Genomic DNA, 20109 nt, shown 5'->3' with positions numbered 1-20109 from the left:
CCCCTGCGTCCAAGTCCCGTGCGGGCGGAGAGACCCCGCCCGTCACCGCTTGTCAACCAACCCGGCCGAAGCGCGCGGAGACGGAATCGTCCTGTGGCGCGCCCGCGACGCCGCCTCGGTCAGACCGTCTCCCGCGCCGGCGCCGCCCGCGACACCGAGAGCGGGCGACGGCGCGAGAACAGCGCGATCAGCACCGGCACCACGACCAGGATCAGGTTCGGCGCGACGACGATGCCACCCACCACCACGAGGGCGAGCGGCTTCTGCACCTGCGAGCCGATGCCCGTCGAGACGGCGGCCGGGAGAAGGCCGACGCAGGCCGCCACGCAGGTCATCATCACCGGCCGCATGCGGACATTCGCCGCGTTCCAGACCGCCTCCAGCCGCGGCTGACCCTCGGCCACCAGCTGGTTGTAATAGGCGAGCAGGATCACGCCCTCCATGGTCGAGATGCCGAAGAGCGCGATGAAACCGATCGCCGCGGAGACCGAGAAGGGCGTCCCGGTGAACACCAGGGCGCAGATGCCGCCGATCATCGCCATCGGGATCACGCTCAGCGACAGCAGCATGTCGACGATGGAGGCGAAGTTGAGGTAGAGAAGGATGGCGATCAGCGCCAAGGTCACCGGGATCACGATCTTCAGCCGGGCGATCGCGCCCTGCAGGTTGCTGAACTCGCCGACCCACTCGAGCCTGTACTCGGCCGGCAGCTTGACATCGTTGGCGATGGTCTGCTGCGCCTCGATGACGGCGCTGCCGAGGTCGCGGCCGCGGATCGAGAACTTGATCGGGATGTAGCGCTGCTGCCCCTCGCGGTAGATGAAGGACGCGCCCGACACCAGCTTGATCGTCGCGATCTCCGAGAGCGGGACCTGCACGGTGGTGCCGCCGGCATTGGCCACCCCGACGGTGATGTCGCGCAGGGTCTCCAGGGAGCCGCGGTAGCTCTGGGCGAGCCGCACCCGCATGGTGAAGTGCCGGTCCGACCCGTACTCGTAGAGGTCGCCCGCGGTCTGGCCGCCGATCGCCGCCTGGACGGTGGTGTTCACGTCGCCGGGGGCCAGCCCGTAGCGGGCCGCCTTCGCCCGGTCGATGTCGATACGGATCGTCGGCTGCCCCAGGGACGAGAAGATCGCCAGGTCGGTCACACCCGGCACCCTGGACAGCGCGTCCTTGATTTTCTCCGCGTAGTTGTTCATTTCCACGAGATCATTGCCGAAAATCTTGACGGAGTTCTCGCCCTTGACCCCGGAGGCGGCCTCCTGGACGTTGTCCTGAATGTACTGCGAGAAGTTGAATTCGATCCCGGGCAGCTCCTCGTCGAAGTCGTGCGAGAGCTGCTGCACGAGCTTCTCCTTGGTCAGACCGGAGGGCCAGGTGGAAGCATCCGTCAGCGGCGCGAAGAGCTCGACGTTGAAGAAGCCGGTGGGGTCGGTGCCGTCGTCCGGCCTCCCCTGGTGTGACACCACGGTCGCGACCTGCGGGTAACGGGCGATGATCTGGCGCATCTTGCGCACGTAGAAGTCGCCCGCCTCGAGCGAGATCGACGACGGCATGGTGCCGCGGATCCAGAGGTTGCCCTCCTCGAGGGTGGGGAGGAATTCGAGGCCGAGCCCGCGCGCGAGCAGCCCGACGCCGAACAGCAGGCCGATCGTGATCGCCAGCGTGGCGACCTGGTTGCGCAGCGCGGCGCGCAGGAAGCGCACGTGCAGGAAGCGCAGGAGCCGCACGATCAGCGTGTCCTTCTCCTCCAGGTTCGCCGGCAGGATCACCGAGGACAGGGCCGGCGAGATCGTGAAGGTGGCGATGAGCCCGCCGGCGAGCGCGTAGGCGTAGGTCTTCGCCATCGGGCCGAAGATGTGGCCCTCCACGCCGCTCAGCGTGAAGAGGGGCAGGAACCCCACGATGATGATCGTCGCCGAGAAGAAGATCGCGCGGCTGACCTCCGAGGCCGCCATGTGGATCACCTTCATGGGCATGCGGGTGCGGCGCGCGCCGGGCTCGGGCGGCGGCGGCCTGAACTCCGCGAGATGCCGGTAGATGTTCTCCACCATGATCACGGTCGCGTCGACCACGAGGCCGAAATCGATCGCCCCGAGGGAGAGGAGATTCGCCGAATCCCCGCGGATCACCGTGATGCCGATCGCGAAGCTCAGCGCGAAGGGGATCGTCGCCGCCACCACGATCGCGCTGCGGAGGCTGCCGAGGAAGATCCACTGGATCAGGAAGACCAGCGTCACGCCCTCGATCAGGTTGTGGATCACCGTGTGCGTGGTGGTGCCGATCAGGCCGGAGCGGTCGTAGATCCGCTCGATCCGCACCCCGGGCGGCAGGATCCCGCCGGTGTTGATCTTCTCGATCTCGGCCTCGACGAGGCGGATGGTCGGGAGGCTCGGGAAGCCGCGCCGCAGGAGCACGATCCCCTCCACGATGTCGTCCTCGTGGTCGTGACCGACGATGCCGAGGCGCGGCGCGTGCGAGACGCGCACGGCGGCGACGTCGCGCACCAGGATCGGCACGCCGTTCACCTGCGTGACCATGGTGTTGGCGATGTCGTCGGTGCTGCGGATCAGGCCGACGCCGCGCACCACGGCCGCCTGCTCGCCGACATTGAGGGTCTGACCGCCGACATTGATGTTCGCGTTGTTGAGGGCGGTCACGACCTGGACGATGGTGAGGCCCTGGGCCTGCAGGCGGCCGAGATCCACCGCGACCTCGTACTCCTTCGTCTGGCCGCCGAAGCCCGTGACGTCGATCACGCCCGGAACCGCCTTGAAGCGCCGCTGCAGCACCCAGTCCTGCAGCACCTTCAGGTCGGTGACCGAGTAGCCGTCGGGCCCGACGAGCTTGTAGCGCATGATCTCGCCCACCGGACTGGTCGGAGAGATCTGCGGCTGGACCCCGCCCGGCAGGGTCGGCATCTGCGAGAGCCGGTTCAGGACCCGCTGCTCGGCCTCCTCGTAGGTGAAGTTGTAGTTGAACTGGATCTTGACGTCGGAGAGGCCGAACAGGGAGATGGTGCGGATCACCTGGGCGTTGGGGATGCCGGCGAGCTGCACCTCCAGCGGGATGGTGATGTAGCGCTCCATCTCGTCGGCCGACTGACCGGGATTCTGCGTGATGACGTCGACCAGGGGCGGCACCGGGTCCGGATAGGCCTCGATGTTGAGCTGGAGGAAGCTGACGTAGCCCAGCATCAGCGTGGCCACGAACAGCAGGATGATCAGCACGCGCTGCTTGAGGACGACGCGGAAGAAGTGGTTCATGAGCGCGACGCTCCCGGGATCACGACGAGCGGTCGCCGGAGGCGGCGCGGTCGATGAACAGGGCGCCGCGGGTGACGATCGCGTCGCCGGGCTGCAGCCCGTCCTTCACCTCGAGCATGGTGCCGTCCTTGAGCCCGAGCGTGACGGTCCGCGACTCCACCGCGCCGTCCTGGCCGACGACCCAGACGCGCGCCCGGTCGCCCTCGTAGACGACGGCGCCTTCCGGGACCGCCGGGGCGGTGCGGGACGCGCCGGTGACGATCTTGAAGCGAGCGAACATCTCGGGGCGCAGGACCTGGTCCGGGTTCTCGATCTCGCTGCGCACGGGCAGCCGGCGCGTGGCCGGATCCAGGGTCGCCGCCATGTAGTTGACCCGGCCCTGGAACACCCGGTTCCCGAAACCGCTCACCGTCGCCTCGACCACCTGGCCGAGCTTCACGAGCGGGATCTCGCTCTCGCGGACATTGGCGACGAGCCACACGCTGGAGAGATCGCCGACCGTGAAGGCGGCGTCGCTGCTCGTGGTGACGTACTGGCCGAGCCCCACCTTGCGCTGGACGACGGTGCCGTCGATGGGCGAGCGGATCTGGGTCTCGGGGCTCATCACGCCGCTCTGGCCGAAGGCCGCGATCTCCTCGTCGGTCTTGCCCAGGATCCGAAGGCGGTTCACGACGGCCTGCCGCGTCGCCTCCGCGCTGCGCACGTCGCTCTGGGCGCCGATCAGGTCGTTCTGGGCCGACTGGTAATCCTTGAGCGCGGCGGCCTTGGCCTGGAAGAGCTCCTGAAGCCGATCGGCGATGATCTTGTTGAGGCGCAGCTGCTCGCGCGCCTTTGTCAGCGCGTTGGTGGCCGTCTGGTAGTCGTTCTGCGCCTGCACCATGTCGGTGGCCTCGACGCTGAACAACACCTGTCCCTTCTTGACCTTGTCGCCGGCCCGGACCGCGACGCTCATCACCCGCCCCGCATAGGGCGAGTAGACCGGGACGTTGTTGTCCTCGTTGAGCGCGATCCGTCCCTCGGCGAAGCCTTCCGGGACGAAGGCGCGGGTCGCCACCGTCTCGACCTCCACCGAGGCCCGCTGACGCTCGGTCAGCCGGAAGGCGCCGCGCTTCTCGCTTCCCGAGGTTTCGCCCTCCTCGCCGGCCGTGTGCCCGGCGATGAGATCCCAGACCCTGGCAACGACATCTCGCGTCCGCTCCGGTTCCGCATAGTAAGCGCCCGCGGCCGCCAGGATCAGCAGGAGAAGAAATCCGATACGCACCACCGGAACGCCCCGCTTGCGCTTGGCAGCCGCCCCTCCCACGCCGAGATGTTCGTTCATGTCCATGAGTGGACCACTCCGGCGGATAGCGACGCTTGGCAGACAACGCGTGTCGGCCCTCGCTTGCCGTGCGTGAGGGCCGGAGTCAAACGTCGATCGGTCGCGGAGGGCGCGGCCGGCGTATTCGGGGGACGAGTGTTGTCGGTGAGCCGGCTACTTTCCTAGCGGCGCCGCGGCTCCCTGCCGAGCCCCGCCGGTGATCCGACCGACGGCGCAACCGCGTCGGGCGGCAACCTGCGACATCGTCGCGGCGGATGATGGCCTGAACGAGTCCGAAGCGTCACGGGACGCCGTTAAACCGAAGCTTTGCCGTGCTCGAACGGTTCAACCGGAGCCGAGCGGGCGCGGCGGTGGAGAGAGGGTGAGGATGGGTTTCATCGCGAGCTTCAACGGGCCCGAGCTTTTGAACTCGGCCGTGAGCCTGGCGTCCGCCTTCGTGTTCGGGACGCTGATCGGCGCGGAGCGCCAGTACCGCCAGCGGACCGCGGGCCTGCGCACGAACGTGCTCGTCGCGGTCGGCGCGGCGGCCTTCGTCGATGCCGGCATGCGGATGACGGCCGCGGAGGGCGCCGTCCGGGTGATCTCCTACGTGGTCTCGGGCATCGGCTTCCTCGGGGCGGGCGTGATCATGAAGGAGGGCATGAACGTGCGCGGCCTCAACACCGCCGCCACCCTCTGGGGCTCGGCCGCCGTCGGCGCCCTGTGCGGCTGCGACCTCGAGACGGAGGCCGGGCTCGTGACGGTCGCGGTGCTCGCCGGCAACACGCTCCTGCGCCCGCTCGTGAACGCCATCAACCGCATCCCGATCGACGAGACTGCGACGGAGGCGACCTACGACATCCGGGTCACCGTGGATGTCCACCAGGTCGCCAAGGCCCGGGACCTGCTCGTCGAACAGCTCGAGGGGGCGCATTACCCGGTGAGCGAGGTCAAGATCGAGACCCGGAGCGAGAGCGAGGTCGAGCTGATCGCCACACTCGTGAGCACGGCGATCGACCCGGACGAGATCGACGCGGTCCTCGCGCGGCTGCAGCACGACGGCATCCGCTACGCGACCTGGACGGTGAGAACGACGGATTGAGACGGGATCCGCGATCGAAGCGGATCCTGCAGCGCGCGCGCGGCGGCGGCTGTGGCGGTGGCGACACGATCACGTCACGGAGCCGCATTTACGGTCTTGGCGGACGGCATCGGGTTGTTCACGGCGCCGGAATCAGCGTAAGTGCGGCCTGAGGAGCTCGCGAATGCAGTTTGGAACCGTTTTAAATTATGTTCCGGACTGGATGCGGGCGGCGCCCGCTGCGGAGATTCTTCATCGCGCGGCTGATTCCGCTGGGGCATGGCGCTGGATCTGCTCCGCCGGCGTGATCCTCCTGTGCCTGCCGGCCGCGGCGGCGTATGCCGGCCTCCCGGGGGCCGTGGCGCCGAAGCCGGCCGACAGGATCGACTGGTCGGGGCCCTATCTGGGCGGCGAGGCGAGCGGGGGTGGCTCCTACGGCGCCTTCGGCTTCGCGGGGACGAGCGTCGGCGGCCGGGCGGTCCTGCCGTCGCGGACCGGGGACGCGACCGGGCGCAGCGATCTTGGCCGGAGCGCGACCACGGCGGTGGGCGGCCTGTTCGGCGGGTACAATTGGCAGTTCGGGCCGTGGCTCTACGGCGTCGAGGCGACCCTCGACGGGGCGAACCTGAAGCGCCCGCTCGGCTCCGGCGCGCCCGGCTTCGGCTACGAGGGCGTGGACCCCGCCTTCGCGCTGATCCGGGGCAAGACGGACGCCTTGGGGACGCTCCGGGCGCGGTTCGGCTACGCCTTCGACCGCTTCCTTGTCTACGGGAGCCTCGGCCTCGCCGGCGCGGGCACCCGGTTCCTCGCCACCTATCCGGACCTCGCGGGCGGCGCCGTGAGCGCCGCGCGCCGCGACGAGGTCACGGTCGGCTTCACCCTCGGCGTCGGGGTGCAGTTCGCCGTGAGCCCGCACCTCGCTCTCGGGATCGACTACCGCTACGCGGATTACGGCAGCACGCCCCGCTTCGGGCTCGGCACGATCCCGGGCGCCGCCGGCGGCCCCGTCCTGACGCGGGCGAGCGAGACCTCGAACCAGGTGCTGGCGCGCCTGTCCTGGCATCCCGGCGGACTGGTCCTTCCGCCGGAGGCCGAGGAGGGGGGCGCTGCCGAACTCGGCAGCGACCGTTTCTCCCTCCACGGCCAGACGACGCTGATCGCCCAGGGGGTGCCGGGCTTCCACGCTCCCTACCGGGGTCCGGCGAGCCTGGTGCCGAACCAGACGCAGCAGACCACCACGGCCACGGCCTTCCTCGGCCTGAAGCTGACCGACAGCACGGAACTCTACTACAACCCGGAATTCTCGCAGGGCTTCGGCCTCGGCCGCACCACCGGCGTGGCCGGGTTCGTGAACGGCGAGGCGCAGAAGGCCGGCGCGCCCTTCCCCAAGCTGCGCTCGGACCGCTACTATCTGCGCCAGACCTTCGGCCTCGGCGGTGAGACCGAGTCGGTGCCGGACGGTCCCAACCAGGTCGCGATGACGCGCGACGTCGAGCGCGTCTCGGTGGTGGTCGGGAAATTCGCCCTGGGCGACTTCTTCGACGGCAACGTCTACGCGCACGACCCGCGCATCGACTTCATGAATTGGTCGCTGTGGGGGTCGGGGGCCTGGGACTTTCCGGCGAACCTGCCGGGCTACACGCAGGGCGTGGTGGTCGAGTACAACCGCAAGGAATTTGCCCTGCGGGCCGCCTACACGCAGGTGCCGAAGGAGCCGTCGAGCGACGTGCTCGACCCGCGGGTGACGCGCCGCGGCGGCGCCAATGTCGAGCTCGAGACCCGTCACACGCTCCCGCTCCTCGATCAGCCCGGCAAGATCCGGTTCGGCCTGTTCAGCAACGTCGGCAACACGGCGGATTTCCGGGAGGTCGTCGGCCTGACGCAGGCCGGATTGTTCGACGACATCAACGAAGCGGCCGCGGCGACGCGCCGCCCGCGGCGGAAGACCGGCGGCTACGTCAACATCGAGCAGGCGCTCACCGACGCCGTCGGCCTGTTCGCGCGGGTGAGCCTGAACGACGGCCGCAACGAGAGCCTGTCCTTCACGGATATCGACCGCAGCGTCTCGGGCGGCGTCTCGATCAAAGGCGCGCTCTGGGACCGCCCGACCGACACGATCGGGATCGGTGCCGCGATGAACGCGATCTCGCCCTCGCACCGCGCCTTCTTCGCCAATGGCGGCGTCGGCCTCGTCATCGGCGACGGCCGCCTGAACTACGCGTCCGAGCGCGCGGTCGAGGTCTATTACGCGCTGAGCCTCGCGAAGGCGATCACCGTCTCGTTCGACTACCAGCACGTCGAGAATCCGGCCTACAACAAGGACCGCGGCCCGGCCGATTTCTTCGCCACGCGCCTCCACGTCGATTTCTGAGGCGCGGCCGCGGGGCCCTTCCGCAGAGCCCGTCGACAAGATTTGCCGGCGTCACAGTAGCGGTGCGGTCCTGCGCGGCCTAAGCTCGGCCGATCAGGGGCTCGCGGCCCCGCGGGATGAACGATCATGACGGTGAGAGAACCTCTGCTCCGACCCGTGCCGATCGCCGAGCTGCGCCCGACGCAGATCACGGTCGGTTTCCTCGAAGTCGAGGAGAAGCGGCGGCGCTGGCGCGAGCACGATCCCGATAAGAGGGGCGAGTTCCTCGGCGCGCACATGGTCCCGACCGTCCTCGGCCCGAAGAAGCGCCACTACGTCATCGACCACCACCACCTGACGCGGGCGCTGCAGCTGGAAGGGGTCGAGAACGTGCTCGTGACCGTGGTGGCCGATCTTCACAAGCTCGAGAAGGACCAGTTCTGGACGGTCTGCGACCACAAGGCCTGGGTCCATCCCTACGACGCCGAGGGTGTCCGGGTCGGGTTCAAGGACGTGCCGAAGGCCATCGCGGACCTGGTGGACGATCCCTTCCGGAGCCTCGCCGGAGAGCTGCGGCGGGCCGGCGGCTTCGCCAAGGACACGACGCCCTTCAGCGAGTTCCTGTGGGCGGATTTCCTGCGGCGGCGCGTCAAGGCCAAGCTCATCGAGCACGACTTCCCGCAGGCGGTCGAGGAGGCCATGACGCAGGCGAAATCCGCCGACGCCGCCTACCTGCCGGGCTGGTGCGGCCCCTCGGCCGGCTGAACCGCGCGCCACCCCCGGGGCACCCGTCAGGGTTCCGGGGCCTCGCGCGGATCCGGGCAGCGCAGCTCGACGCGGCAGCCGCCGAGGGCGGACCCGTCGAGCCGCAGCGGGAAGCCGTGCAGATCCGCCACCGCCGCGACGAGGGCGAGCCCGAGCCCGTTCCCGGGCGCGGGGCCGCTCGCCTTCATGCGGTAGAAGCGCCGGAAGACGCGGTCGCGCTCCCCCGGCGGGATCCCGGGGCCGGAATCCTCGACCGCGATCATCGTCCCGCCGTCCCGCCGCGCCAGCCCGACCGCGACGAGGCCCCCCGGGGGCGTGAACTTCACGGCGTTGTCGAGGAGGTTGAGCAGCGCCTCGAAGAGCAGGTCGCGGTCACCCCGGACGATGCAGGCCGTCCCGGCCTCGACCCGGACCGCGACGCCCTTGTCCTCCGCGGCGGGCTCGATGAACTCCACCGCCTCCCCGACGACCCGGGTCAGGTCGACATCCGCGAACCCCTCGCGGCGGCGCCCGTGCTCGATCTCGCCGATGCGCAGCACCGCCGAGACCATGGCGAGCGTCTGGTCGATCCAGCCCAGCCCTTGGTCGACGGCCTCGCGGAATTCCTCCACCGAGCGGGCCTGGTCCCGGCTGACCTCCAGCCGCGCCCGCAGCCGCGTCAGGGGAGTGCGCAGGTCGTGGGCGACCGCGTCACCGACGCCGCGCACCTCCTCCACCAGCCGCTCGATCTCGTCGAGGAGGGCATTCACCTTCCGAGCGAGGCGGTCGAACTCGTCATCCGCCTCTCCGACGGGCAGCCGCTGGCTCAGGTCACCGCGCCGCAGCCGCTCGATCGCCGCCTCGGTGGTGGCGACGCGGCGGCGTCCGCGCCCGGCGAGGACCGCGCCGCCCGCCACCGACAGGACCAGCGCCGGCACCAGCGCGAGGCCGAGGGCCCGCGTCACCGTCTGGGCGAGCCGGTCGATCTCGTCGGTGTCGTGCGCGATCACGAGCCGCCGCCCGTCGGGCAGCGCCAGGGCCGCCGCCCACAGCTCCTCGTGCAGCCGCCGCCCCGCGAGCACGACCTGCGTGCCGATCCGGCGCACGCTCCCGTCGGGCGGGATGCCGACGGGCATCCGCTCCAGGTTGCCGCCCTGCCGGCCGCCATCGGACGCGAACAGGCCGGCGAAGTGGACGTTGTGCAGGTCCTCGTGGATCCAGGTCTCGATCCGGGCCGCAACCTGCGCCGGATCCGAGGCGGCGAAGCGCAGTTCGTGGCCGAGATGCTCCGCGAGGTCCGCCTCCATGACCCGCGCCGTCTGCCAGTAGACGAAGGCGAAGATCAGGAGGGCGAGCATCATCGACCAGGCGGCGATGCCGAGCGTCCAGCGCACCGCCGTGATCCGCAGGATCCGGGGCGGGAACCCGGCGCGCGGACCAGGGACCGGCCTGCGCGCGGCCCGCCAGCCCCCGGCCCGGCCCGCTTCTGCCCGCGGCTCAGGCATCCGCCACCAGGACGAAGCCGACGCCGCGCACGCTCTCGATCACCGGCGGCTCGCCCGCCGCTTCGAGCTTGCGCCGCAGGCGCCCGATATGGACGTCGATCAGGTTCGATTTCGGGGTGAAGCGGTAGTGCCAGACCTCCTCGAACAGCAGCGCCCGCGTGACCACCTGGCCGGGCCGCCGCATCAGGTATTCCAGCAGCTTCAGCTCCCGCGGCAGCAGGTCGAGGTCGCGGGTCCCCCGGCGGCCGACGCCCTCCACGAGGTCGATCTCCAGGGAACCCACCCGCAGGAGCGTCTCGCGGGGTTCGGCCGGCCGACGCAGCAGGGCCTCGATCCGCGCCGCCAGCTCGGCGAGGACGAAGGGTTTGCCGAGATAATCGTCGCCGCCCGCGCGCAGCCCGCGGATCCGCTCGTCGACGTCGCCGAGCGCGCTGAGCACGAGGGCCGGCGTGCGCCGCCCCTCCCGCCGCAGCCCGCGCAGGATGGAGAGCCCGTCCGGGCCGGGCAGCGTGCGGTCCAGGATGATGGCGTCCCAGGCTTCCGCGCGGGCCTCCCGCTCGCCCTCGACGCCGGTTGCGGCCCAGCGCACCGCGTGCCCGCGGCCGCGCAGATCCTCCAGGATCGCCCGCGCGGTCTCGTCGTCGTCCTCGACCAGCAGCAGCCTCGCCACGTTCCGCCCCCGCCGGCTCCTCCCCGCGCGGTCCGGCCGCGCCATTGACCGCGTGATCGCGGTGCGGGTCCAGGGCCTGCCACGAATGTGAACGCGATTTTAATGGCAATGCCGCGCGCGCGCCCTTTCTTAGAACGCATCCAATCTGGGGGATGCGAGGAGCCGTGCTGCTGGAGGATGATGGACCGGGTTCGGCCGCGCGCGAGGACGCGGCGGCCGGCGGTCGCCCCGCGGGCGGACGGGCGGCCGCGCGGTCGCCCCGGGGCGCCGCGCGGCGCGTCGGGCCGATCGCGCTGCTGGTCGCCGCCCTCGCCCTCGCCGCCGGGTGGTTTTTTCGGGACTCGCTGCCGCCGCCGGTGGCGCAGCTGATGGCGCAGCTCGGTCTGGCGCCGCAGGCGGCGCCGGAGACCTCCGCGGAGGCGAAGGATCAGGCCGAGGCGCAGCCGGGCGACGCCGACGCCGTCACCCTCGACGCCGAGGGCCGTCAGCGCCTTGGGCTCGCCTTCGGCACCGCCGAGACCCGCCGCATCGTCCGGCCGATCCGCGTGCCGGGAACCGTGGCCTTCGACGAGCGGCGCGTGACGCATCTGCGGCCCCGCACGGCCGGCCGCGTGCTCAGCCTCGCGGTGCAGCCGGGCGACCGTGTCGCCGCGGGCGACACGCTGGCGACCCTGGACGCGGCGGGCGTGCTCGACGCCCGCAACGGGCTCGCCGCGGCGCGGGCGAGCCTCGGCGAGGCGGAGGCGAGCGAGAAGGCCGCCGAGATCAACGTCAAGCGCGGCAAGGACCTGATCGCCATCGGGGGCATCCCGCAGGCGGACCTCGACCAGCGGCAGGTGGCCCTCGCCAAGGCCCACGCGGCGACGCAATCGGCGCGGGCGCAGGTCGATCTCTACACGGCCCAGTACGAGCGCCTCGCCCCGAACCCGGGCGCGGCCCCGGGGACCAGCGCCATCGTTTCGCCGATCGCCGGCGTGGTGACGTCGAGCGCGGTCACGGTGGGGGAGGTGGTCGACACCACGCACGACGCCTTCACGGTCGCCGACCCGTCGCGCATCCTGGTCCTGGCCAGCCTCTACGGCTACGACATCGCGAGCGTGCGGCCGGGCGACGCCGCGACGATCGAGGCGCCGATCGCGTCGCATCCCCGGTTCGAGGGAAAGGTGCGCTCCGTCAACGCGGCCCTCGACCCCGGCACGAACACGGCGCCGGCCCGGATCGAGATCACCAATCCGGGCGGCGTGCTGCGCGCCAACATGTTCGTGTCGGTGGAGATCGCGGCGGATCTCGACCGGGACGGCGTCACGATCCCGGCCGCTGCGGTGCAGCAGGGGGAGGACGGTCCGATCGCCTTCGTGCGCGCGGGTGACGACCGCTTCGAGCGGCGCAAGCTCGCCCTCGGCGTGCAGCGGGCGGATTGGGTGGAGGTCACGGAGGGGATCCGGCCCGGCGAGACGGTGGTCACCGCGGGCAGCTTCGGCCTGAAGGCGGTGCTGATGCGCAGCCTCCTCGGCTCGACCGATTAGAGGCCGCCATGCAGGCGTGGTTCGCCCTCCTGATCCGCAACCGCTGGCTCGTCCTGGCCATCGCCCTCGCCGGCGCGGCGGCCGGCCTCGTCAACCTGAAAGGTCTGACGATCGACGCGGTGCCGGACATCTCGCCCAAGCAGGTGATGGTGCTGACGGTTTCGCCCGGCCTCGGTCCCCTCGAGGTCGAGCGGCTGGTGAGCTTCCCCGTCGAGAACGCGATGGCGGGCGCGCCGGGACTCGCGAGCGTGCGCTCGACCTCCCGCACCGGCGTGTCGGCCGTCTACCTCACCTTCGACGACGGGGTCCCGATCACCGAGGCCCGCGCGCAGGTCTTCCAGCGCCTGCCCCAGGCCAAGGCGACGATGCCGGCGGGCGTGGGCGACCCGCAGATGGGCCCGATGGCCACGGGGTTGGGCGAGATCTACCAGTTCGAGCTGCGCGGCCCGGGCACCTCGCCGATGGCGCTCCGGCGGCTGCTGCAATGGACCATCGCGCCCAAGCTCCGGCTGACGCCCGGCGTCGCGGACGTGAACATCTACGGCGGCGAGATGCCGACCTACGAGGTGCGGGTCGCGTCGGAGTCGCTGCGCCGCTACGGCGTCACCATGGCGCAGGTTTTCGCCGCGCTCGCCGACAACAACGCGGCGCGCGGCGGCGCCTATATCGAGCACAACGACCAGCAGGAGGTCATTCGGGGCCTGGGCCTCGCCAAGAGCGCGGCCGACCTCGGCAGCATCGTGGTGACCACCGGGCCGGGCGGCGTGCCGGTGACGATCGACACGCTCGGCGGCGTGGCGGAGGCGCCGAAGGTGCGCCTCGGGGCGGTCTCGCACGACGGCGCGGGCGAGACCGTCGTCGGCATCGCTCTGATGCAGTACGGCGACAACGCGAGCGCCGTGGTCGAGCGGGTCAAGCAGACCATCGACCGCCTCCGGCCGCAACTGCCGCCCGGGGTCGAGATCCGCCCCTATTACGACCGCAGCGCCCTGGTGGAGCGGACGATCCACACGGTCACCCACAACCTCGTCGAGGGGGCGGGCCTGGTGATCGTCGTCCTGCTCCTGCTGCTCGGCAACCTGCGGGCGGGGCTGCTCGTGGCGACGGCAATCCCGCTGTCGATGCTGATGGCCTTCGCCGGCATGCGGGCGCTCGGCCTGTCGGGCAACCTGATGAGCCTCGGGGCGATCGATTTCGGGCTCATCGTCGACGGCGCCGTGGTGATGGTCGAGAACGTGCTGCGGGCCCGCGGCGAGCATCCGGGCCGGCCGCCCCGGGCGGTGATCCAGGCGGCCACCGCCGAGGTGGCCCGTCCGGTGATGTTCGCGGTGGCCATCATCATCCTGGTCTACGTGCCGATCCTGGCGCTGGAGGGGGTGGCGGGCAAGATGTTCCGGCCGATGGCCCTCGCGGTCATGCTGGCGCTCGCCTCCTCCCTGGTCCTCACCCTCACGGTGATGCCGGCGCTCGCCGCGGTGTTCCTGTCGGGTCCCGGATTGGGCGAGCGCGAGACCGTTCTGGTGCGCGCGGTCCGCCGGATCTACACGCCGGTGCTCGCGGCGACCGAGCGCCGGCCCGGCCTGACCTTCCTCGTCACCCTCGTGCTGTTCGGCGGGAGCTGCGTCCTGGCCACCCGGCTCGGCGGCGAGTTCCTGCCGAAACTCTCCGAGGGGTCGATCGTCGTCACCTCCGAGAAGCTGCCGGGCATCGACCTCGGCGCGTCGCTTAAGGTCGTGAACCGCATCGAATCCGTGCTGCGCGACTTCCCTGAGGTGAAGCGGGTGGTGTCGCTCACCGGAAGCGCCGAGATCCCCACCGACCCGATGGGGGTCGAGTCGACCGACAGCTTCATCACGCTCACCGATCCCGCGACCTGGCGGACGGCCGACACGCAGAACGGGCTGGTGGCCGCTTTCGAGAAGCGGCTGCGCGAGGAGGTGCCCGGGGTCGCCTACTCCTTCTCTCAGCCGATCCAGATGCGGATGGATGATCTGCTCGAGGGCGTGCGCGGCGACGTGGCGATCAGCCTCTACGGGGACGACCTCGCGGTGCTCAAGGAGCGGGCGGACGCGATCGTCCGGGTGGTCTCGGGCATTCCGGGCGCCGCCGACGTGAAGGCGGAAGCCCAGGCCGGGCAGCCGGCCCTCTCGGTCGAGGTCGATCGCGCGGCGGCCGCGCGCTACGGCGTCAGCATCAGCGACGTGCTCGACGTGGTCGAGAGCATCGGCGGGCGGACCGCCGGGATGGTCTACGGCGACGACAATTCGATCACCGACATCGTGGTGCGGCTCGCTGCCGCGGACCGCTCTGACCTGGAGCATATCCGTGACCTCCCGGTCGGGCGCTCCGGCCGGACGATGGTCCCGCTCTCGCTCGTGGCGAAGGTCGGGGTGACGTTGGGGCCCGCCCAGATCAGCCGCGACCGCCTGCAGCGGCGGATCTCGGTGCAGGCGAATGTGCGGGGACGGGACGTGCAGGGCTTCGTCGCGGCGGCCCAGGCGGCCGTGAAGGATCAGGTCAAGCTGCCGCCGCGCTATTCCCTCGAATGGAGCGGCCAGTTCCAGAACCTGCAGGAGGCCACCGCCCGCCTGTCCGTGGTGGTCCCGGCGGTGATGGCGGCGATCCTGATGCTGCTCGTCGCGATGTTCGGCGACCTGCGGCTCGCCGGGCTGATCTTCCTGAACGTGCCGGTGGCGGCGACGGGCGGCATCGTGGCGCTGACCCTGTGCGGGATGCCCTTCTCCATCTCAGCAGCGATCGGCTTCATCGCCACCTTCGGCATCGCGGTGCTGAACGGCGTGGTGCTGACGAGCTATATCCGCACGATCGAGGAGGGCGGCGTCGATCCGAAGGAGGCCGCGATGCGGGCCGCCGAGATGCGGCTGCGGCCCGTGATGATGACGGCACTCGTGGCGACGCTGGGCTTCCTGCCGATGGCGCTCTCGACGAGCGCGGGCGCCGAGGTGCAGCGGCCCCTCGCGACCGTGGTGATCGGCGGCCTGATCTCGGCGACGCTGCTCACCCTCCTTGTTCTCCCCTCGATTTACCCCTACGTCTCTCGGATCGGGTGGCCGCTCGCATCGCGACGAGGCAGCAGTCCCTCGGAACGGCGAAAGCTGCCGCGGAGGCACGATGCTCCGCTCGATGATCGCCGCTGAGACGGCAACGCCGCGCCAGCCTCCAGGCCGCGCCTTCACCATGCACGGCCCCCTGGTCGAGGCGCGGCGAGACTGCGTTGAATGTGGGAGACGTCAGTGGTCTCTCTGCGGTGACGGATCTGTCCAGTCACGGGACGGCCAGCGATGATGACCAGCGCCGACGCGAAGGCTTTCGCCAGGATCCAACATGCCGGCCAGGTCGACGAGACTGACGCGCCGTTTATCGAGCATCTTGAGCGGGTGGCCCATGCAGCGGAGGGGCGGGCGCGTCACGCGCAGGCGCAGGGTCTCAGCATCGATCCGGAGCGGACGATGCAAGCCGCCTGGCTCCACGACGTCCTTGAGGACACGCCCACCACGGTCAGCGATCTGTTCCAGGCTGGCTTCTCCAAGGCCGTCGTCGAGATCGTCTTCCTGCTGAGCCGTAAGCCGGAATTTGAGAGCTACGACGAGCACCTCGAAGCCGTCGCGCAGAGTGCAAACCTCGATGCGATTCTCATCGCGCTCTCGGAGATCGAGGACTGCATCGATCCGGAGACCGCGAAAGCCGAACATCGGGAGACGCTGACCGAACGCTTCGCGGTCTCGCGCGCGCGCCTCCGCATGGCAGCGGCAGCCTTGGGTTATACGGGACCTTGACCGGAGGGCGCATGAACGAATGCAACGGTGAGCGATCTGCGGCCGCCGGACCGCCCCCGCCGACGGGTTCCGACGATGGCCGTCACGGGCTCCGGGACACAGGGCGGCAGCCCCTTCTCGGTTCGGGTCGCATGGTCTCCAAGGCTGCGGCGGTTCTGGGTGGGCTCTTGGTGCTCCTGCCGATCGATCTTTCCGCACGTCCGTTTGTGCCGTCTCCCGCACGAGCAATCAGTCTCGTGCGGAGCCGGCGAATGGCGGAATTTCTCACCGTCGCGCAGGTACTCGCCTCTGCCGAGCGCGCACGGCCTGGGGCCTTCAAAGTGGCTCAATTCCGAGCCGAGCGCCGCCCCGGCGAGCCGTTCGAGCGCGTGCAAATCTGCTACTGGCTTGGCGCATCGCGTGATCTTGGTCGCCTCGTTTGCGGGATTGACTACATCGTTAGCGATGATCCGCCCCACATAAGCCTGCTCACTCCGGACACCGGGCTAGGACGCGAGCTTGAACACAGCCGGGCGCGGTTTATCCGCGCCCTTGACTGCGAGATCGCTTTGGAGCGAGATCCGGCGGTGAAATCGCTGGGAGATTTGCTTGCGCCCGTCAACCCTTACGATCATCTGTCCTCGAAGCCGATTGCGAGGACCGTGCTTGAGGGCGCAGTACCGGCTCCGTGCCGAGAACTTGAGTGATGAGTAGCCTTTTTCTTCGAGGCAAGACTTTTGTTTGGACGTTTAAATAAGTAAACTCTCAAAGAATTTCGGTCTCATTCAATATGAATATTAGGTGAAAAAAGTTGAAAAGTAGCAGGTCGCGGATCAATCCATTGCGAAGCGCCGAATAAATAATGTTTCCTTTATCTACAAATTGTACGGCCGCGCCCTCTATGTGCTCCTTTGATACCGGCGCGCCTTCGACGTGATCCGTTCACCCGAACCATGCCACCCGGAGAGACAGCGGGGAAGAGCGAATCAGCACAAATACTCATGTGAGAGGAGAGCGTGTCGATACCTATTCTTTTATAAGGTTCATAAAAAACTTCATAACACATTCTCCCCATTCATTTCAAAGGAAGCAAGATTACGGAATTTTCCGACCCTGGCAGTAAGAATGCGCGGTCAGCGCGAGAGCAGCGGCTTTCCGAAGATTGACGGAGCAAAATCGTCTAGGAAGATTAGGATCTCAGTGCGGAAACCAAGACCACGTCCGCCTTGACTGTTGAGCGGGACAACTGCCTCGGCTGAGACCTGCCAGACGTCCGCAACATAAGCCAAGCCCGGATTCATCGTAGCCGCCGTCTTCTGCCCTCGCGGTGTGTCGAAGGCGAACTCCACCAGCGGCACGAACTGGTGGAGTGGCTCACTTTTAGGGAGTTGCCCGGGTGTGAACCGGTCCGTCAGGTAGAGCGGGCTATATTCGACGGCAAAGCCCCAATGCAGCGTCGGCACGTCGGCGCTCGCCACGGTGCCGATCTTACCGGCAATCGGGTTATCACCGATGGTGCGCGACCGGGGGCCTATGGGTACTTCGAAGGCGACAGCGCCGGTCACCGCGAACGGCCGAAGCCAACTCAGGCTATCGGGCAGATCACCGAAGCCTTTGCCGAAGCTGATCGCCGGGGACAGCGAGTTGGAAGCACTTGCGCCGACGCGTTGCGACCCTGATCCACCAATGCCCCAACTCAGCGATGCTGATATCAGGGTTTCGTGCAACTCGTCCTTGAAGACAAGCTGCTTCATAGAAAGGCTCGTCCTGTCAAAGCCTGCGCGCGGCGGCTGGCTGCCACCGCTGCGGTAGATGCCGCCACTGTTGATGCCAAGGGCCAGTTCGTCGGTGAGCAGGCGTTGGAACGACCCGTAAATCGCCTGATCGTGCACCACGAAGCTCGGCAGGTTATCTGAAGAGTGCCGCGCACCAACAGTCCAGATTTGCAGCTCGTCCGCCACTGCTGGATCATCGAAAGTGATCGTACCGGGAAAGAGCCGGTTCCCGGCAATGCCGTGCGCGTGCGCGGCCGGGGCAGCGGCCAGGGCAACAGAGACGATCATCGAGCGCACCAGCATGACGCGGCTCCCTCATGTGGCTTCTCGTGTCCATCGGACCAATCCCCGGCATGTAAGAGGTGGATCCGGTTTACTGTCGAGGTCCAATCCAGCTTTATCGGCGGGCAGCAAATCGATCGCCGCGGCCTGTGGCGTGCACGCGACGCGGTGCCAGCCGAACCGGTCGGGACTGAACCGCCGATGTGTCGGAGACTGTCTGCCCGGGGTCGGGCGGCCAGGGCCCGGTCGTCGACGTGAGCAGGCGGCGATGGTTGGACCCATCGACCCAGTCCAGGGCGGCATACTCGACCGCTTCGAAGGAGCGCCACGGAGGGCTCGCAGCGCGTCGCGCAGGATGGCCGCGGCCAGGTCGGCCATGTGCAGGGCCTCCAGGACGGCGTTGGTGAGGGCGAGGCACGCGCCGCGCGGATGAGCCCGCACGGCACGCATCCCGGGCATCGCGACCATGAGGCTCTGCGCGCAGGCGGGTCGGGGTGGGATGAGCGACGACGGCGAGGTCGCATGAGGCGCGTGCGGGGGAGGCCGCCAGGGCCAGCATGGCGGGCCTCCTTCGGTTGGGTCGATTCGCAAATGGACCGGTCCGAAGAGCGCCCCGGTCGTGCCGACGACTGGGAGGCTCCGCGGAAGAGGGTTGCGGGTGAGCCGTCACCATCCTCTCCCGACGTGAGAGATGGCGCACAATACCCAGGGTGGTATTGTGACCCTACGCGATCACTGCGAGACGAGGTGCCAGGTGCAGACGAGGCGGCCCGCCTCGTCCTGATGCCACGCGCGAGCGAGCTGCTCCCTGCCACGCTTCCCGGTCACCTGAGAGGAGATCGTGGTGGGCAAGGTCGGAGCGGCTGCCGTGGTGCGGAGCCGGGCTGCGGGGCTCACGCCACGCAGCAGCCCGAAGGGCAGAACGCCGGCAAGGGCGAGGGTTTGAGCGAGGGCCATGGCCGCCTCCTCTGCGTGGGTCGGGTGCTGTCGCGACCTGAGAGGAGGGCTGAACCGGCCGGCGGACACGCTGCGCCGGCGGGATCTATCCTTGCCGGCTTAGCGCGTCGGGTGCTGGCGAGCGGTTCCGCTCCCCCTCAAGCCAAGAGTCCCACGCTGGCCGCTGGCCGCACCGAACGTGCAGCCACCGTGGCGAACGTGGGACAAGGGTCTAGATCGAGGGTTCATCGGTTCCGTAGAGCTGACTTCGAACCCGGCTGTCACCGGATACGGCGTGGGGTATGGTGGGACTGAGGACGGGTGTCAAGAACCCTTATTGGAATGATTCAAGAAAGCTACCGGCGAGGAGAGGCTCCCGTGTCTGAGAAGGATGATGCGCCGCAGCCCCCGCCTCTGCCGCATGCGGCGGCGCACGTGCTGCGTGACACGCGCGGCTTGGTGAACCGGGTGCGGCGGCTGCGCGGGCAGGTGGACGCGATCGAGCGGGCGCTGCAGGGCGAGGCCAGCTGCTCGGACCTGTTGCAGCGCATCACGGCGGCGCGGGGGGCCATGAGCGGCTTGATGGCCGAGATCCTGGAGGAGCATGTGCGCGAGTACCTGATCCCGCGCGTGGATCTGCCGGAGGAGACCCGCGAGGATGCAGCGGAGGAGTTGATCGAGATCATCCACTCTTACCTTACGTAGAATGATCGCAATAGCGGATTTAAATCAGCAAAAATCGCTTTCAAACGAATCAGTAGCAAGATTACCGGCTCATAGTGTATAAGTTGAATCGGCGGCGCCGCGAGAGGTACGGCGAGGTCCAATCCAGGCAGTGACTTGGGGAATTCGGCTCGCCGCGTGTCGGGAGAATGTCGGTGAGCGGACATTCACGATG

The 20109-nt window shown here is 69.0% G+C and carries 14 protein-coding genes; 8 read left to right on the top strand and 6 right to left on the bottom strand.

Features of this window, described 5'->3' with window-relative positions; genetic code table 11:
- Positions 1-119 precede the first annotated feature (119 nt).
- Both ACW9J6_RS01785 and ACW9J6_RS01780 read right to left on the bottom strand, forming a co-directional pair.
- Positions 120-3266 carry an efflux RND transporter permease subunit gene (locus tag ACW9J6_RS01785; RefSeq protein ID WP_457114703.1) on the bottom strand — a complete coding sequence of 1049 codons (3147 nt, stop codon included), beginning with the start codon at positions 3264-3266 and terminating at the stop codon, positions 120-122.
- Positions 3267-3285: 19 nt separating this feature from the next.
- On the bottom strand, positions 3286-4593 hold the full coding sequence (locus ACW9J6_RS01780) for an efflux RND transporter periplasmic adaptor subunit (protein ID WP_457114702.1): 1308 nt from the start codon (positions 4591-4593) through the stop codon (positions 3286-3288).
- Positions 4594-4954: 361 nt separating this feature from the next.
- On the opposite strand from ACW9J6_RS01780, the gene ACW9J6_RS01775 reads away from it, so the two are divergent.
- The 3 genes from ACW9J6_RS01775 to ACW9J6_RS01765 all read left to right on the top strand — a co-directional run bounded on the left by ACW9J6_RS01775 (position 4955) and on the right by ACW9J6_RS01765 (position 8762).
- A complete protein-coding gene (locus ACW9J6_RS01775) occupies positions 4955-5668 on the top strand; it encodes an MgtC/SapB family protein (protein ID WP_457114701.1) in 714 nt (237 codons plus the stop codon).
- 202 nt (positions 5669-5870) lie between these two features.
- Entirely contained in the window at positions 5871-8018 is a 2148-nt protein-coding gene (locus tag ACW9J6_RS01770) for a carbohydrate porin (protein ID WP_457114700.1), read from the top strand.
- Between the two features lie 126 nt (positions 8019-8144).
- Positions 8145-8762: a ParB-like protein gene (locus ACW9J6_RS01765; RefSeq protein ID WP_457114699.1), complete on the top strand. Its 618-nt coding sequence runs from the start codon at positions 8145-8147 to the stop codon at positions 8760-8762.
- A 26-nt stretch (positions 8763-8788) separates the two neighbouring features.
- Here the strand turns inward: ACW9J6_RS01765 and ACW9J6_RS01760 are convergent, their stop codons facing one another.
- Both ACW9J6_RS01760 and ACW9J6_RS01755 read right to left on the bottom strand, forming a co-directional pair.
- A complete protein-coding gene (locus tag ACW9J6_RS01760) occupies positions 8789-10135 on the bottom strand; it encodes an ATP-binding protein (RefSeq protein WP_457114698.1) in 1347 nt (448 codons plus the stop codon).
- Positions 10136-10238: 103 nt separating this feature from the next.
- Complete coding sequence (locus ACW9J6_RS01755; protein WP_457114697.1) at positions 10239-10916, bottom strand: response regulator transcription factor; 678 nt, start codon at positions 10914-10916, stop codon at positions 10239-10241.
- A gap of 164 nt (positions 10917-11080) precedes the next feature.
- On the opposite strand from ACW9J6_RS01755, the gene ACW9J6_RS01750 reads away from it, so the two are divergent.
- The 4 genes from ACW9J6_RS01750 (at position 11081) to ACW9J6_RS01735 (ending at position 16925) form a co-directional block, all read left to right on the top strand.
- Positions 11081-12442: an efflux RND transporter periplasmic adaptor subunit gene (locus ACW9J6_RS01750; RefSeq protein WP_457114696.1), complete on the top strand. Its 1362-nt coding sequence runs from the start codon at positions 11081-11083 to the stop codon at positions 12440-12442.
- 8 nt (positions 12443-12450) lie between these two features.
- On the top strand, positions 12451-15600 hold the full coding sequence (locus tag ACW9J6_RS01745) for an efflux RND transporter permease subunit (protein WP_457114695.1): 3150 nt from the start codon (positions 12451-12453) through the stop codon (positions 15598-15600).
- 144 nt (positions 15601-15744) lie between these two features.
- Positions 15745-16239, top strand: a complete 495-nt coding sequence (locus ACW9J6_RS01740; RefSeq protein ID WP_457114694.1) for an HD domain-containing protein — start codon at positions 15745-15747, stop codon at positions 16237-16239.
- Between the two features lie 251 nt (positions 16240-16490).
- On the top strand, positions 16491-16925 hold the full coding sequence (locus ACW9J6_RS01735) for a hypothetical protein (RefSeq protein ID WP_457114693.1): 435 nt from the start codon (positions 16491-16493) through the stop codon (positions 16923-16925).
- 426 nt (positions 16926-17351) lie between these two features.
- Here ACW9J6_RS01735 and ACW9J6_RS01730 read toward each other — a convergent pair whose 3' ends face one another.
- Positions 17352-18296 carry a hypothetical protein gene (locus tag ACW9J6_RS01730; protein WP_457114692.1) on the bottom strand — a complete coding sequence of 315 codons (945 nt, stop codon included), beginning with the start codon at positions 18294-18296 and terminating at the stop codon, positions 17352-17354.
- A 711-nt stretch (positions 18297-19007) separates the two neighbouring features.
- Positions 19008-19232, bottom strand: a complete 225-nt coding sequence (locus ACW9J6_RS01725; protein ID WP_457114691.1) for a hypothetical protein — start codon at positions 19230-19232, stop codon at positions 19008-19010.
- Between the two features lie 357 nt (positions 19233-19589).
- On the opposite strand from ACW9J6_RS01725, the gene ACW9J6_RS01720 reads away from it, so the two are divergent.
- Positions 19590-19916 (top strand): metal/formaldehyde-sensitive transcriptional repressor, encoded by a 327-nt coding sequence (locus ACW9J6_RS01720; RefSeq protein ID WP_457114690.1) that lies wholly within the window; start codon positions 19590-19592, stop codon positions 19914-19916.
- The last annotated feature ends 193 nt before the right edge of the window (positions 19917-20109 follow it).

The organism is Methylobacterium sp. JK268, assembly GCF_054052225.1.
The sequence above is the reverse complement of the archived record's forward strand: the minus strand, read 5'-3'. Positions and strand labels throughout refer to the sequence as shown.

What these genes read in the sequence shown, in the direction of transcription:
- ACW9J6_RS01785 (WP_457114703.1), bottom strand. Translation starts at nt 3,266, where the DNA reads ATGAACCACTTCTTCCGCGTCGTCCTCAAGCAGCGCGTGCTGATCATC.
- ACW9J6_RS01780 (WP_457114702.1), bottom strand. Translation starts at nt 4,593, where the DNA reads ATGGACATGAACGAACATCTCGGCGTGGGAGGGGCGGCTGCCAAGCGC.
- ACW9J6_RS01775 (WP_457114701.1), top strand. Translation starts at nt 4,955, where the DNA reads ATGGGTTTCATCGCGAGCTTCAACGGGCCCGAGCTTTTGAACTCGGCC.
- ACW9J6_RS01770 (WP_457114700.1), top strand. Translation starts at nt 5,871, where the DNA reads ATGCGGGCGGCGCCCGCTGCGGAGATTCTTCATCGCGCGGCTGATTCC.
- ACW9J6_RS01765 (WP_457114699.1), top strand. Translation starts at nt 8,145, where the DNA reads ATGACGGTGAGAGAACCTCTGCTCCGACCCGTGCCGATCGCCGAGCTG.
- ACW9J6_RS01745 (WP_457114695.1), top strand. Translation starts at nt 12,451, where the DNA reads ATGCAGGCGTGGTTCGCCCTCCTGATCCGCAACCGCTGGCTCGTCCTG.
- ACW9J6_RS01740 (WP_457114694.1), top strand. Translation starts at nt 15,745, where the DNA reads ATGATGACCAGCGCCGACGCGAAGGCTTTCGCCAGGATCCAACATGCC.
- ACW9J6_RS01735 (WP_457114693.1), top strand. Translation starts at nt 16,491, where the DNA reads ATGGCGGAATTTCTCACCGTCGCGCAGGTACTCGCCTCTGCCGAGCGC.
- ACW9J6_RS01730 (WP_457114692.1), bottom strand. Translation starts at nt 18,296, where the DNA reads ATGCTGGTGCGCTCGATGATCGTCTCTGTTGCCCTGGCCGCTGCCCCG.
- ACW9J6_RS01725 (WP_457114691.1), bottom strand. Translation starts at nt 19,232, where the DNA reads ATGGCCCTCGCTCAAACCCTCGCCCTTGCCGGCGTTCTGCCCTTCGGG.